This is a genomic window from Anaerococcus degeneri (genome assembly GCF_017874475.1).
Taxonomy (GTDB): domain Bacteria; phylum Bacillota; class Clostridia; order Tissierellales; family Peptoniphilaceae; genus Anaerococcus; species Anaerococcus degeneri.
This window is the reverse complement of the sequence record NZ_JAGGLO010000001.1, coordinates 472605-487919: the sequence shown is the minus strand read 5'-3', so window position 1 is coordinate 487919 and position 15315 is coordinate 472605. Positions and strand designations below refer to the sequence as shown.

The window sequence follows — 15315 nt, the reverse complement described above, 5'->3', positions numbered from 1 at the left end:
TATCGCGCATTCAAATTTATTGCACAAAATTATTATTTTGTGCAATAAATTGTATTTCTAATTGGGGTGGGTATAATTTTAATATAAATATGAGAAACCTCAAATTTATCATATTTAAGCTAAACTTGCTATTGTTATTATGAATGGAGAATTTTATGGAAGAATTTATTAGACCTCTTTTATTAAACGATTACTTAAATTATTTAAAATCAATCAAAGGTCTTTCCGAGTCGACAATTAAAGAATATGCTTATGATCTTGAAATGTTTATTGAATATCAAATAATAAGAAAAATTTATAATAATAATTTAGAAAAATATAAAAATGATTTTAACTATAATAAGGTAAATTCTTTTATAGATAATAGTTTTTTTGAAAAACTTACAATCCAAGATTTTTACGCCTTTCTTTCTTATTTAGATAATGATAAAAGTGATTCTGCCACAACTAGGTCTAGAAAAATCTCAGCTTTAAAATCCTTTTATAAATATATGTATAGCGAGATTGAAATAATAAATACCAATGTTGCTGATAAGTTAAGAAATCCTAAAATTAGCCAAAGACAACCTGTTTACCTTACATTAAGTGAGACAGAAAAGTTATTGGAAACAATAAACCAAGAAAAAAATACCTTTCTAAGAGTTAGAGACCTAGCCATGGTCTTCACATTCTTAACAACTGGAATGAGGCTTTCTGAGCTTGTTTCAATTGATTTATCCGATGTAAATAAAGATAGATTCAATATTATAGGTAAAGGTAATAAAGAAAGAACAGTTTATCTTACAAAAAACTGCCAAGATCTTATTAACAACTATATTGTAATTAGATCTGAGTATCTCAAGGATGCCAGCATTGGTGCACTTTTTATTTCGACTAGAAAGAAAAGAATTTCAAACAGAGCTGTACAATCAACTATTGAAAAATATTTGTCAAAAGCTGGTTTTGATACAAGTATCTACTCTACTCACAAACTCAGACATACCGCTGCCACACTAATGTATAAGTATGGTGATGTTGATATAAGAGCCTTAAAAGATATTTTGGGCCATGCTTCAGTCTCCACAACTCAAATTTACACTCATTTGGATGATGAGGATCTTAAAAAGGCTGTAAATAAAAATCCTCTATCAGGATTAGAATTCTAATTTAAAAATCGTTCTAACTATAGAATTAGAACGATTTTTTGTTTTATATGAAGTTATTTTTAGAAAATCTATTTAAAACTATTTTCAAAGCAAGTTTTCCGTGGTAATAGTTAAGTCCACCTTGTAGGTAAGCCATATAAGGCTTTCTTAAAGGTCCATCAGCAGATAATTCTGATGTTGCCCCTTCTACAAAGCCTCCCGCCGCCATAATTACTGGATCTTCATATCCTGGCATAGGATAAGCTTCAGGGACGAAGGTTGAATCAACTGAACACGCCTCTTGTATTGCTTTACAGAAAGTTTTTAATTTTTCTGGATCATTTAATTTTATGGCAAGAATGACATCAGATCTTGGATCATCGAGTTTTGGTGTAACTTCATATCCTAGTTTATTGAAGATGCTTGCGAATAATAAGGCTACTTTTAAAGCCTCTTTAACAACATGCGGAGCAAAGTAAAGTCCTTCTACTACCAATCTATTCGTACCAAAGCTTAACCCCTCATCTTTTCCAATTCCTGGAGCTGTTAGGGTATTAGCGCAATATTCTATAAGGTCTTTTCTACCACTAATATAGCCGCCTGTTATCGCAAGACCGCCTCCAAGATTTTTAATTAAAGATCCCGCAACAATATCAGCACCTATTTCTATAGGTTCCTTTGTTTCAGTAAATTCACCATAACAATTATCTATAAAAATAGTTACATCTTTTGAGACCTTTCTAATTTCTATTACAGCTTTTTCTATTTCATCTATAGTAAAGGCTCTTCTTTGTGTGTAACCTGTTGACCTTTGAATTAGGATGACTTTTGTATTCTCATTAATTTTTTCTTTTATCTTTCCGTATTGGATTCTATTGTTAGAATCAAGGCTTAACTTGTTATAAAGGACTCCTTTTTCTATTAAGTTTCCCTTTTTATTCCCAGCAATGCCTATTACTTGTTGCATGGTATCATATGGGTCATCGGTAATTGATAATAGCTCATCTCCCTTGTTTAAAAGAGAGAATAAAACAATTGATAAGGCGTGAGTCCCTGATACTATTGAAGGTCTTACAAGACTATCTTCCGCTTTAAATATTGAGGAAAATATTGCCTCAATCGTATCTCGGCCTGTATCTGCATAACCATAGCCTGTTGCAGTAAAAAAGTCTGATGATTTGAGTGAATTCTCATTAAATGCCTTCATAACCTTTAATTGATTGTATTCTGAAATTTCTTCGTGTAATCTGAATAAGTCAGATAATTCTCTTTCGGACTCTCTTATAAGGTCGTCATACCTAGCATCGATATTATAATTTTTGTAAATTTCATTAAAATTCATACATACCCTTTATTAAATCTTCTATTATCATTGTTGCATCATCTTTATTTAAGTCATCCATTATTATTTCTCTTGTAAAAGGATAATTAAGGTATCTTTTCATCCAAGTGATTTGCCTTTTAGCATACCTTCTAGTGTTTCTCTGTATGAGGTTAACCAACTCATCTAGACTGATTTCACCTCTTATATATGGAAAAATCTCCTTATAACCAATAGCAGACATTGATTGAGAATCTTCATTTAGGTTATATTTATCAACCAAGTGCTTAAACTCATCTACAAGACCAGATGCAATCATTTCATTTACTCTATCATTAATCCTGTCATATAAGATTTTCCTATCCCTATAATTTAGGAAAAATAATACTGGATCAATATTATTATTTAAAACTCGGTCGCCTGTGCGTTTTTCTGATGGTTTTTCGCCTGTAATTTCATATATTTCTAGAGCTCTTATAACTCTATTTAATTCATTTGGATGATATTTTTCAGCTGTATCTGGATCGATTTCTTTAAGTTTATTATATAAGGAATCTTTTCCGTGATTCTCAGCTATTAACTCCAACTTATTCCTTATGTTAGAATCTTTTTTTACTTGGCCGTAGTTCATTTCAAAAAGCAGTGAATCTATATAAAAGCCAGTCCCACCAGTAACAATTGGCATTATATGTCTTGAATTTAATTTGGAAATAATATCCGATGCATCTTTTCTAAAATCTTCAACAGTGAATTCTTCGTCAGGATCAACTAAATTTAAGAGATGATGGTCAACTATAAATGGATCGACAACCTTGTTAGTACCAATATCCATCTCTCTATAAACTTGTTGGCTATCAGCGGATAAAATTTGGCCATTAATTTTTCTAGCGATATTTATTGCTATATCACTTTTCCCACTTGCTGTTGGACCGGTAATTATAATTATTTTATCTTTCAAAATATTTCTCCAAATCTTTATCTTCTAATGAAATAATGGTGGAATTACCATCATAGGTTTTGTATGGATTTTCCTCTTTCATTAGATTTTTATAAAGCTCGATTGCTTCGTTTTTATTGATAGCATAACCCTTTCTAAAAGAAAGGCTCTTGACTAATTTTCTCAATCTACGAGTAATTAACTCATCATTTACATTATTATCTAAATCTAAAATTTCGTAGAAAAAACTGTCGTTTTCAGGTTTGTCAAAAATCATAGGGATTTCTCTTATAAGTATTGAATTTTCTGAGATTAACTCTACATCAAAACCTAATTTCTCAAAAAAACTTTGCTTAGTTTCAAACCTCTCTATATCTATCTTATTTAAGTGTATCTTAATAGGTTCTAATAATAATTGACTTGCTACTTTATTAGCTTTAAAATCTTTAAGGAATTCGCTCATTTTGATTTTTTCTTCAGCTTTTCTATGATCAAGTATAAATACCCTGTTTTTATCTTCAAATATAGAATATCTTCTGAAGATAGAAGCCTTATATGTTGGTAATTCTGTATCCTCTATATAAGATTTTTCATTTATTTCTTCAGCTTCTTTTAAAAACTCAAAATCAAATTCTTTTTCATTCTTAAAGAAATCTGAATTTTTATCTTCTATATCATTACTATAGGGATCGTCGTCTTCCCTAACAACCATATTTGACGGAGAATACTTATCTAAGATTGCTTTATAATCAGTAAAGTCTAAAAATTCATCTTTTTTATTTTCTTTAATATTAATTGATTGTATGTCTTGATTTGCTTTAAGTAAATTTCTAACATTATTAATAATTAATTCTAGAAGTTCATCTTCATATGAATACTTAACCAACTTTTTATTAGGATGTATGTTTACATCAATATTTTTTGGATCGGTGTAAATAAAGATAAAGAAAGCAGGAAATCTGCCTTGAGGAATAAGGCCTTGATATTGGTCTTCTATAATTTTTGTTATTTCCTCATCTTCAACTAGCCTATCATTTACAAAAATATATTGCATAGACCTATTGCCTCTGTAATAACTAGGAAGACCTATCTCTCCAGTTACACTATAAGATGAATTATTAGCATTTAATTCAAGGAGATTTTCCTCTAAAAGATTGTCTAATAGGTCGGAAATCTTTAACTTTAAGTCTAAATTCGGATTTGATTGAAATTGAACCCTATCATCTTTTATATATTTAAAAGAAATATTTTTATATCCAATAGCAAATGCATACATCAGCTTACTAATCTTATTAGCTTCAGCCATATCAGATTTTAAAAACTTTCTCCTTGCTGGCATATTATAGAATAAATCCTCTACAATAATGCTTGTACCCTTATTTGTAGCGATTGAAGATTTTTTATTTTCTTTTACACTAAGGTCAAGTTTTGTTCCGATTTCTGAATCATCAGTTTTTGAAATAGCAACAACTTTACTTACTGCTGAAATACTTGGAAGAGCCTCACCTCTAAAGCCAAGGGAAGCAATTGTGTAGAGATCATCGAATTTACTAATCTTACTTGTGGCGTGTTTTTCAAAAGCCAAGTCAATATCATCCCTAGCTATTCCAACTCCATCGTCGGTAACTCTTATATAAGATTTACCACCATTTTTAATATCTACAGTAATATTTTTACTGCCTGCATCTATTGAATTTTCAACCAATTCTTTTATAATTGATAGAGGAGATTCTATTACTTCACCAGCAGCGATTTTTTCTACTGTGTCTTTATCAAGTTTTATAATTGACATTATATCTCCCCAATTCTTTCTATTAGTATATTAAGTTGGTTCATTGCTTCAAGAGGTGTTAATTCATTGATATTAATTTTTTCTGTAAGATTTCTAAGTTCTTTAATTTTCTTATCCTTAATATCTTCTAGTGAATTTTTAATTTCTTCGCTTTTATTTACATTAAAGAAATCTTCATTTGAAAGTTTTTCCATAATGTTTTTAGCATTATCTAGAATTTCATCTGGAAGCCCACTAAGTTTAGCTACTTCTATTCCATAAGACCTATCAGACTTACCTTTTTTTATCTTTCTTAAAAATACTAAATTATTATTTTCTTCAAGAATCTCAATCTTTAGATTTCTAACGTTATTAAGCTCATTTTCAAGGACTGTAAGTTCATGGAAATGTGTCGCAAATACAGTTTTCATCTTTTTGTGCTTAGATAAGTACTCAACAAGTGCCATTGCAATGCTAAGTCCATCATCGGAACATGTTCCCCTACCAACTTCATCAAGGATTACAAAGGATTTTTCGGTTGAATTTTTAATAATATTTGAAACTTCGTTCATTTCAAGCATGAAAGTCGATTCACCCTTAGAAATATTATCACTAGCACCAATTCTTGTAAAAATTTTATCGCAAATACCGATTTTAGCTCGACTTGCTGGAACAAAAGACCCAATTTGTGCCATTATTATAATAAGGGCCATCTGCCTCATATAAGTCGATTTACCAGCCATATTTGGACCTGTGATTATTTGGATGAGATTATCATCCTGACCAATATCAGTGTCGTTAGCTATAAATTCATTTTCATCAAGGTTTATCTCTATTACAGGGTGTCTTCCGTCTTTAATAATTATTTCATTTGCTTCGGTAATTTCTGGTCTACAGTAAGAATGCTTGTGGGCGATTTTTGCAAATGCGTTTAAACTATCTATATTTGCTATCATCTTAGAAAGACTTTGAAGCCTAAGAGTTGAATCTAATATAGCTTCTATTATCTTGTTAAAAATATCATATTCTAATTGGTTTATTTTTTCCTTGCCATTAAGGATCATTGATGAAATATTTTCAAGCTCTTCGGTGGTGTATCTTTCCTGGTTTTTTAAGGTCTGTTTTCTAATATAAGACGAGTCCACCTTATTTGTATTAGTCTTGGTAACTTCTATAGAATATCCATTGTTTTTATTATAAATTACTTTAAGATTTTTAATGCCGGTAAGATTTCGCTGTTCATTTTCATAGTTAACTAGCCTATCTTCTGCAGAATCTGCCATTTCTTTTAATTTATCAAGGCCTTCATCATAGTTTAATTTTATAAGGCCACCCTCAGTTATATTTATCGGTGGTTCATCAACTATAGACTCATCAATAAGTTTGTAAACATCATAAATATCTGGGAGATTATAGCCTAGATTTTTTATTAATTTATTAGTTGAGTCAGTAAGGATTTCCTTAAGTTTTGGAATATCTCTAAGAGAATTTTTAAGAGAGATTAAGTCCCTAGCATTTGCTCTTTTATAAGAGATTTTTGCCAGAATTCTTTCAAGATCGTAGACATTATCTAAGAGATTTGATACATTTCTTGAAAGGATATTATCATTATAAAAACCGTCAACCAAGTCAAGTCTTCTGTTAATTTTGCCTTTATCAATCAAAGGTCTTTCTAGCCAGTCATGTATCATCCTTGAACCCATAACAGTATCGGCCTTATCTAAGATACTTATTAAAGTATTTTCTTTAGTATTAGTTGATAGATTTCTTGTAAGTTCAAGATTTTTTCTTGTATTAGCTTCAACTTCCATAAATTCATTGATTTTTAATACTTCAATGTTATTAATATGGTCGAGTTTTTCCTCGTAATACTTATAGATATAATCTAGAAGATTAGCGAGAGCCACAATTATGAGTCTCTTATCCATTATTTTTTCAAGGTTATCTTTGCCAAGATACTCACTTATAGTGCGTACTCTATTTTCATAGTCTGTTGTAAAATCGATATAGTTTATAAAAATTTGATTATTTAAATTAAGGTATTTTTTTATATCATAATTATTAAAATTACTTGTTAAAACTATTTCTGAAGGATTAATTTTTTCAATCTGGTCAATAGCTTTTTTCCCAATACTTTGACTTAATGTCTTTATTTCGAGACCTACAAGCTTACCTGTAGAAATATCGCAGTATGCCATAGCAAGACCAAATTCATTTTCAAAAATTGATAAGAGGTAGTTATTCTCCTTATTTTCAAGAGATTCAATATCAGTTAAGGTACCAGGAGTGATAACTCTAGTGATGGCTCTTTTTACAAGACCTTTAGCTTCCTTAGGATCTTCGATTTGATCACAAAGAGCAACTTTATATCCCTTCTTTACAAGTCTATTGACATAGGTATCTATAACATGGTGAGGAACGCCACACATCGGAGCCCTATCAACATGGCCACATTCTTTACCGGTAAGTGTTAAAGACAAAACCTTTGCTGTAATTATTGCATCATCAAAAAATGTCTCATAAAAATCTCCTACCCTATACAAAAGCAGGGCATCTTTGAAATCATTTTTTACATCTACATAATGCCTTAACATCGGTGTTAATTTTTCGTACTTAAATTTACTAGTCATATTTCACCTTTTCTTATCTTAATAAAATAAACTGTCACAGTTTGTGTAACAGCCTATTTATTGAATATTAAGAGTTTTTACATTTGTAATCCAGCTATTAGCGCTCTTACTTGTGGTATCAATGATAACGAGTGTTCCGTAAGAAGGATTGTATTCTACAATAGGCTCGCCATCTATTTTATAAACCAAATAGACCCTATCTACCTCCAGTGCAATAGACATAGGAAACCTATTTGAATTTCCATCTGTGTTTTCTATGGAAATAGTAGGTCTCTCCCTTAAGTTATAGTCAAGACTTCCTATTAATTTTTCTAGTGAGACACCTTCAACCTTTACTTTTTCTAGACCGTTATTGACATAAACTTTTTTTTTACTACCAGCTTTTTTCTTAAGCTCTCTTATGGAGTATGACTTTATTTCATCCCCATTTCCTTTAATAATAACAATGTCATTATCATATTTAGCCATATTCATATCATCTAGCTTTCCTTTTAGAAAAATACCAAGAATTATTAGTACTAAGATAAAGGCAGCAAATAAATATAAATTATACTTATTTTTTCTTAAAAATTTATTCATATATATTATTTACCAGTAGACCCAAAGCCGCCTTCGCCTCTTTCACTATCTGCAAGGTCGTCGACTTTTTGTATTTCACATTGCATATATGGTTGAATAACTAGTTGAGCTAGTCTATCTCCATTTTCTATTATTTGTTCTTCTTCACCGTAATTATAGAAGAAAATCATCAGTTCTCCCCTGTAATCCGAATCAATAATACCCACAGTATTTGCAAGCATTAAGTGTTTTTTAACACCAGTTGAAGACCTTGGATAAACCGCTCCAAAATATCCTTCTGGAATTTCTACATAAACTCCTGTATGTATTTTGACTGTTTCTTTTGCTTTTATTATAATATCCTCATCGCTTTTGCAATATAAATCTATTCCTGCTGAATATTCTGTTGCATAAGCTGGGATTTGACCTTCAGTTTTTATTTTCAAAATGTTTTCTTTCATCTAACTCACCTTCCTAAATTAATATACCAATTTTAGCTACACTTTACAATTGAAAGTATAGTATTAGAAAGGAGTAAATATGGAAAATTTAACAAAACGTTTTTTAAAGTATATAACATTTGATACTAAAAGTGATCCAGAGAAAGGCGAAGTACAAAAGCCATCAACAGATGGTCAACTAGTCCTTGCTAAAGAATTAAAAAAAGAATTAGAAGAATTAGGATTAAATGCAGAAATTAATGAGGAAGGCTTTGTATTTGCGAAAATACCTGCAAATTCTGACAAAAACTTGCCAAAAATTGGTTTTATTTCTCACATGGACACATCACCAGAGATGTATGGGAAAATTGATAATCCACAAATAATTAAATATGAAGGTGGAGATATAAAGTTAAATGATACAAAATCTATAAGGGTAGAAGATTTCCCTTATCTTGAAAAATTGAAGGGAACAACACTAATTACTACCAGAGGTGAATCTCTCCTTGGTGCTGACGATAAAGCTGGAATAGCAGCTATAATGACCGCAATAGAATATATTGTAAATAATCCCGATTTTAAACATGGAGAAATTAGGATTGCCTTTACACCAGATGAAGAAATAGGTACTGGATGTGATAGCTTCGATGTAAAGAAATTCGACGCTGATTTTGCCTATACCATTGATGGGGGTATCCTAGGAGAACTTGAATATGAGTCATTCAATGCAGCTGACGCCAAAGTGACTATTCATGGCAAGTCTATCCACCCAGGATCTGCAAAAAACACCATGATTAACTCTATAACAGTCGCAAATGAATTTGATAGCCTATTGGGCTATGTAAGACGTCCTGAGCATACAGAAGGCTATGAGGGCTTCTTCCATTTATTAAGCATTAACGGTGACATAGAAACTACTAAAATGGAATATATTATCCGTGATCATGACAGGATGATTTTTGAACAAATGAAAGAAGAAATCAAAGAAAATGCTGATTTCCTAAATAAAAAATATGGAAATATTATAGATATTAAAATAAGTGATAGCTATTACAATATGGGTGACATTATTAAAGACCATATGGATATTGTAAACTACGCTAAACAAGCCATGGTAAATCTTGATATAAAACCTCTCATAAGCCCAATAAGAGGTGGTACAGATGGCTCAAAACTTTCATTTATGGGTCTTCCTTGTCCAAACATTTTCACTGGAGGCATGAATTTCCACGGCGTATATGAGCTAATTCCTATTGAACATATGGAAAAAGCTTGCCAAGTTATTATTGAAATTATTAGGCTTATAGAGGAGTCTAACTAAGAAAAGGATTGTAAATTTTCCTGAAATGTGTTATTATATTTGTATAGGAAATACATAACGCATTAATAAAAAGGAGATATTATGGCAGACCAAAAAATTTCAAATGATAATCAATACAGAGGAAATGAGGAACTTGACAGAAAAATTAGAGAAGAAAATAAGGAAAACGGCGGAGAATCTCTAGATAAAAAACTAGGTCCAGACCAAGAAAACCTTAGATCAATCTCTGATGAAGCTGATGAAAACTCTAACGTTGGCGCAGAAGCTAGAAGAACTAGAGCTGATTTTTCTGAAAATCCATCTGAAGACTAATAAAATATTAAAAGCTAGCCAAACGGCTAGCTTTTTTAGTCTTCTATTTTCTTTCTAAGAATATCTCCCTCTTCTAATGGAAGATCAATTTTTATTTTCAAAATTTGCTTTGGTTGATTAGCTACTTCTACCTCTTCTCCCTTTTCATCTTCCATATAATCGATATTTAGGGTGTAAAAGTCCTTACTATTACCAAAAATTTCTATTTCATCTCCTTTAAAGAACCTATTTCTTTGCTCAATTGTTGCAATCTTTGATTCTTTATCATAACCAATAACCACCCCTATAAAGTCATAATTTCTTATATATGAAGATGACCCATAGATTTGATCATTTTCATCTGGCTTATTATAGAAAAATCCCTTAGTAAAGTGTCTGTGGCTAGCCTTATTAATTTCATCAAAGTACTTCTTACTTATTTCCTTGCTAAAATTTCCTTCATAATAGCTATCTATTACTTGTCTATAGGACCTGATTACAGTTGCTACATAAAAAGGTGTCTTCATTCTGCCTTCTATCTTAAAGCTGTCTATACCAGCTTCAATTAGCTTATCTATCTCATCAATCAAACAAAGGTCCTTAGAGTTCATAATAAAGGTGCCACCCTTACCATCTTCTTCTATTGGAAAATATTCCCCAGGTCTAGTTTCTTCTTGTAGAGAATATTTCCACCTGCATGGTTGAGCACAATCCCCCCTATTAGCATCTCGACCTGTCATATAAGAAGACAATAGACACCTACCAGAATATGAAATACACATGGCTCCATGAATAAAACACTCTATCTCCATGTCCTTTGGTGTATTATTTCTAATTTCTGTAATTTCTTTTAGTGAAAGTTCACGGGCAAGGATTATTCTTTTAGCACCCATTTCATACCAAAAATTAACTGTTGCGGAGTTTGTAACAGAGGCTTGAGTTGAAATGTGTAGATCAATATCAGTGTGTTTTTTAGCTAGAGAAAATATCCCTGGATCTGATATTATTAGGGCATCTATACCAATGGTATTAAGGTTTTCTAAATATTCCACAATACCATCCATATCACCATCATGAGGCATGATATTCATGGTTACATGGACTCTAACACCTCTTTCATGGGCGTATGCCACAGCTTTTTTTAATTCATCATTATTAAAGTTTTTTGCATTGGCTCTTAAACCAAAATTATCCCCTGCTAGATAAACAGCGTTTGCTCCAAACTTAATAGCTGTTTTTAATTTTTCAAAATCCCCAGCGGGGGCAAGTAGTTCCACTTTTTTATCAATCATTATCTCTCCTAACACTTAAGGTAAGTCCATCGCCTATGGGAATCACAGATGTAGTGAAATCTTCTAAGTCTGTTATATAGGCTAGGAAATTCCTAAGTCTTTTAACTAAAGTATTCTTTCTTTTTTCCATTATATCATCATTGCAGACTTCTCCTCTAAATAAGACATTATCTGCAATTATTATTCCACCTTTATTAAGAAGTTTGCTAGTAATCTTAAAATAATCTAGATACCTTGATTTATTTGCATCAATAAAAACAAAATCAAAGCCTTGATCAATATTTCTCAAGGCTTTCATTGCGTCGTCATTAATAAGATTGACGTTTACATTATATTTTTCAAAATTTTTTCTTGCGATTTCTGCTGTAGTTGTATCTAGTTCTATAGTTGTTATATCAGCTCCAGTGTACTTTTTAAAACAAAGTGAAGAATAACCGATAGCTGTCCCTATTTCTAAGATTTTTTTTGGCTTAGATATTTGAAGGATACTTATTATAAGTTCCTTGGTTTGGCTATTCATAATCGGAACATCATTATCTATAGCATACTTTCTTAAATCTACAAAGTCAGTATCGTTAAGCAAATCTTCTATAAAAAGGGAAGTATATTCGTAATTAATATTTCCCATCTTCAATCTCTGATATTACTGGCAAGATCATTGGATCTCTACCAAGTTCATTGTAAATATAAGATTTCAAATCTTCTCTAATTTGATATTTAATTTGACTTAAGGCCTTAATATCTTGTTTCTTGCATTTGTTTATTGATCTTAATACAACATCTTTAGCATTTTCTATGATGTCTTGGTTTTCTTTTACATAAACAAAACCACGAGAAACAATTTCAGGTCCAGCTAATAACTCTTGAGTATGTCTATCAAAAGTGATTGATACAACCATTAGGCCGTCTTCAGAAAGGTGTTTTCTATCCTTTAGGACAATATTTCCTACATCACCGATACCAGATCCGTCGACTAAAACATTTCCTGCTTGGACTTTTCCTTTTATTCCCGCAGATTTCTTAGTAAATTCAATTATATCACCATTTTCACATATAAAGATATTTTCTCTAGGTTGTCCCATATCTTGAGCGATATCAGCGTGTTTTTGAAGTTGTCTAATCTCGCCGTGAGCAGGAATTAAATATTTTGGTGTAATTAATTGGTACATCAATTTTATTTCTTCCTGACATGCGTGTCCGGATGCATGAACTTTAGCTAAGGACGAATAAATTATCTTACAACCAATCTTAGTAAGGTTGTTGATTGTAGTATTTATTGCCATTTCGTTACCTGGAATGGCTGATGATGATAGAATTACCATATCTGTTTCGTTAAGGGAAATTTGTCTATGTTCCTTATTGGCCATTCTTGTTAGAGCGCTCAGCGGCTCCCCTTGAGTACCTGTAGATAGTATTACTAATTCATCGTCAGCATATTTTTTGATTGCTTTCATATCAATTAAGGTATTTTTCTTTATTTTTAGATATCCTAATTCATTTGCAATCCTAACGTTATTTAGCATTGACCTACCAGATAGGGCGACTTTCCTATTATACTTTTCTGCAGCAGTAATTATTTGTTGGACTCTGTGAAGGTTTGATGCAAAAGTTGCAACAATTATTCTTGATTTTGCTTGACCAAATATCTTTACAAAAGTCTCACCAACTACTTTTTCACTTAAAGAAAATCCTTCTCTTTCTACATTCGTAGAATCTGCAAATAGAGCAAGAACTCCTTTTTTACCAAGCTCTGCTAGTCTTTGGATGTCTGTTGGATCGTTGTCAATTGGTGTAAAATCCATCTTAAAATCACCTGTGAAGATAATTGTTCCTAAAGGTGATTTTACTGCTATAGCACAAGCATCAGGAATAGAGTGACTTACCCTAATAAATTCAGCACTTAGACTTCCAGCCTTTACTGTATTATTAACATTAACCATCTTAATCTTATTAGGATTAAGACCGTGTTCTTTAAATTTATTTTCAAGAAGACCTTTAGTAAGTTTTGAGCAATATACATTTGTATCTACATTCTTTAAAAAATATGGGATTGCACCTACGTGGTCCTCATGGCCGTGGGTTACAAATATGCCTCTTAATTTGTCTTTGTTTTCTTCAACGTAGTTAAAATCTGGTATAACTATGTCAACTCCTAGCATTTCTTCATCTGGAAATGTCAGACCGCAGTCAATCATTATCATGTCGTTGCCATATTCAACCAGTGTACAGTTTTTACCTACTTCATGTAATCCTCCTATTGGGATTACCCTTAATTTCTTTTCATTTGCCATTATTTCTCCTTATTATTCTGACAATCGGAACAGATTCCATAAATCCTTAAAGAATAATAAGATAAATCAAAATCAAAATTTTTCTTAAGAGAATTTTTAACATCTTCATATGATAAAAACTCATCTTCTAGAATTTTCCCACAAGAAGTACAGATTATATGATCGTGGTGATCACTTTTTGGATCTATTATCTCATAAGTGTAGGCTTGATCAGTGAATTCTTGTTTATTAACTATACCCAGCTCTTCAAAAATATTTAAAGTCCTATATATAGTCGCAATTCCTACTTGCTTATGGTCCTTATGGACTATAGAAAATAGCTGCTCTGGTGTTAAATGTTTTTCTGAAGAGTTTTTTAAAACATTAAATATTAATTCTCTTTGCTTAGTGAATTTTTGATTGTTTTTTTCAAAAATTTTTCTTACTTCTTCAATGTTCATCATTCTCTCTTTTCATCTCTTCATAAAATTTTATAATTTCATCTAGTTCTTTTTGATCTTCAATTGTTTTAAAGTTTATAACATCACATGTATTGTAAACCTCAACAATCATAATCATGTCATCCCCTACTTTTTCAAGGGCGGCATAATTTTTATCATCTATTCCGAATGTATCTAATATATTAAATTCAACTTCATTATTATTTTCATCCAGTAAAAAGATACTATCCATTATTACTCCTGTCTAAATAACATTGCAATATAAAACTTGCAGCAATTTTATCAATATGGGTTTTCCTATTTTCACGTCTTACGTCCATATCAATGAGAACAGATTCTGATTGTACTGTAGTTAATCTTTCGTCTTCATAGACAATTTCTGAGTCTATTCTTTTCTTGATTAGGTCAACAAAGCTCATGACCTTCATTGATTGAGGTCCGATTGTATTATTCATATTCTTAGGTAGACCAACTACTATTAATGAGACATCTTTTTCATTAACAATTTCTTCAATCTTGTCTATATCAAATTTTGCCTTAGTTCTTTTTATTGTTTCAAAAGGTTGAGCGGTTAAAAGCATAGGGTCGCTTAAAGCGACACCTACTGTTTTATCCCCAACATCTAGTCCCATTATCCTAGTCATTGATGTAATTATTTAGTAATTCTTCTAGAATTTTATCTCTATCAACTGCTCTAATAAGCTTTCTGGCATTATTATGAGCGGTTATATAAGTTGGATCTCCAGATAGTAGATATCCTACTATTTGAGAATTTGGTTTATAACCCTTATCTTCTAAAGCCTTGTAAACTGTTGTAAGAATCTCTCTAATGTTATTCTTTTCTATATCTTCTCTTTTGAAAAGCATAGTTTCATTACGCTTATTATTGTCAGTCATTC

16 protein-coding genes are annotated in these 15315 nt (G+C 31.2%); 3 read left to right on the top strand and 13 right to left on the bottom strand.

What is annotated here, in order from left to right; translation table 11 throughout:
• The first annotated feature begins 155 nt into the window (after positions 1-155).
• Positions 156-1145 carry a tyrosine recombinase XerC gene (locus J2Z38_RS02385; RefSeq protein ID WP_209771975.1) on the top strand — a complete coding sequence of 330 codons (990 nt, stop codon included), beginning with the start codon at positions 156-158 and terminating at the stop codon, positions 1143-1145.
• Positions 1146-1188: 43 nt separating this feature from the next.
• On the opposite strand, the gene J2Z38_RS02380 is transcribed toward J2Z38_RS02385, so the two are convergent.
• From J2Z38_RS02380 to dut, 6 genes are read right to left on the bottom strand one after another with little or no spacing between them, the layout of a single operon-like run.
• Entirely contained in the window at positions 1189-2466 is a 1278-nt protein-coding gene (locus J2Z38_RS02380) for a methionine gamma-lyase family protein (RefSeq protein WP_209771972.1), read from the bottom strand.
• Complete coding sequence (gene miaA, locus J2Z38_RS02375; protein ID WP_209771969.1) at positions 2456-3403, bottom strand: tRNA (adenosine(37)-N6)-dimethylallyltransferase MiaA; 948 nt, start codon at positions 3401-3403, stop codon at positions 2456-2458. The genes J2Z38_RS02380 and miaA overlap by 11 nt, the downstream gene beginning before the upstream one ends.
• The gene (mutL, locus tag J2Z38_RS02370; RefSeq protein ID WP_209771966.1) at positions 3393-5174 is read right to left on the bottom strand and encodes a DNA mismatch repair endonuclease MutL; all 1782 of its coding nucleotides are present in this window, start codon (positions 5172-5174) and stop codon (positions 3393-3395) included. Before mutL ends, miaA begins: the two co-directional genes overlap by 11 nt.
• Positions 5174-7783 (bottom strand): DNA mismatch repair protein MutS, encoded by a 2610-nt coding sequence (gene mutS / locus J2Z38_RS02365; protein ID WP_209771964.1) that lies wholly within the window; start codon positions 7781-7783, stop codon positions 5174-5176. The genes mutL and mutS overlap by 1 nt, the downstream gene beginning before the upstream one ends.
• 57 nt (positions 7784-7840) lie before the next feature.
• Positions 7841-8362 (bottom strand): hypothetical protein, encoded by a 522-nt coding sequence (locus J2Z38_RS02360; protein WP_209771962.1) that lies wholly within the window; start codon positions 8360-8362, stop codon positions 7841-7843.
• 5 nt (positions 8363-8367) lie between these two features.
• The gene (gene dut, locus J2Z38_RS02355; RefSeq protein WP_209771959.1) at positions 8368-8802 is read right to left on the bottom strand and encodes a dUTP diphosphatase; all 435 of its coding nucleotides are present in this window, start codon (positions 8800-8802) and stop codon (positions 8368-8370) included.
• A 79-nt stretch (positions 8803-8881) separates the two neighbouring features.
• Between dut and pepT the strand changes: the two genes are divergently transcribed.
• Together pepT and J2Z38_RS02345 are read left to right on the top strand one after the other, a co-directional pair.
• Complete coding sequence (gene pepT / locus J2Z38_RS02350; protein ID WP_209771957.1) at positions 8882-10102, top strand: peptidase T; 1221 nt, start codon at positions 8882-8884, stop codon at positions 10100-10102.
• A gap of 81 nt (positions 10103-10183) precedes the next feature.
• A complete protein-coding gene (locus J2Z38_RS02345) occupies positions 10184-10414 on the top strand; it encodes an elastin-binding protein EbpS (RefSeq protein ID WP_209771954.1) in 231 nt (76 codons plus the stop codon).
• 35 nt (positions 10415-10449) lie between these two features.
• Here the strand turns inward: J2Z38_RS02345 and J2Z38_RS02340 are convergent, their stop codons facing one another.
• Genes J2Z38_RS02340 through J2Z38_RS02310 form a run of 7 tightly spaced genes read right to left on the bottom strand, consistent with a single transcriptional unit; the run spans position 10450 to position 15313 of the window.
• On the bottom strand, positions 10450-11685 hold the full coding sequence (locus J2Z38_RS02340; protein ID WP_209771950.1) for a peptidase U32 family protein: 1236 nt from the start codon (positions 11683-11685) through the stop codon (positions 10450-10452).
• The gene (locus tag J2Z38_RS02335; RefSeq protein WP_209771948.1) at positions 11678-12313 is read right to left on the bottom strand and encodes an O-methyltransferase; all 636 of its coding nucleotides are present in this window, start codon (positions 12311-12313) and stop codon (positions 11678-11680) included. Before J2Z38_RS02335 ends, J2Z38_RS02340 begins: the two co-directional genes overlap by 8 nt.
• Positions 12300-13976: a ribonuclease J gene (locus tag J2Z38_RS02330; protein ID WP_209771946.1), complete on the bottom strand. Its 1677-nt coding sequence runs from the start codon at positions 13974-13976 to the stop codon at positions 12300-12302. The genes J2Z38_RS02335 and J2Z38_RS02330 overlap by 14 nt, the downstream gene beginning before the upstream one ends.
• Positions 13976-14416: a Fur family transcriptional regulator gene (locus J2Z38_RS02325; RefSeq protein ID WP_209771945.1), complete on the bottom strand. Its 441-nt coding sequence runs from the start codon at positions 14414-14416 to the stop codon at positions 13976-13978. Before J2Z38_RS02325 ends, J2Z38_RS02330 begins: the two co-directional genes overlap by 1 nt.
• Positions 14406-14648, bottom strand: coding sequence for a DUF1292 domain-containing protein (locus J2Z38_RS02320; protein ID WP_209771942.1), 243 nt, complete (start codon positions 14646-14648; stop codon positions 14406-14408). The genes J2Z38_RS02325 and J2Z38_RS02320 overlap by 11 nt, the downstream gene beginning before the upstream one ends.
• Entirely contained in the window at positions 14641-15060 is a 420-nt protein-coding gene (gene ruvX, locus J2Z38_RS02315; protein ID WP_209771939.1) for a Holliday junction resolvase RuvX, read from the bottom strand. Before ruvX ends, J2Z38_RS02320 begins: the two co-directional genes overlap by 8 nt.
• On the bottom strand, positions 15053-15313 hold the full coding sequence (locus J2Z38_RS02310) for an IreB family regulatory phosphoprotein (protein WP_209771936.1): 261 nt from the start codon (positions 15311-15313) through the stop codon (positions 15053-15055). Before J2Z38_RS02310 ends, ruvX begins: the two co-directional genes overlap by 8 nt.
• Positions 15314-15315: the final 2 nt, after the last annotated feature.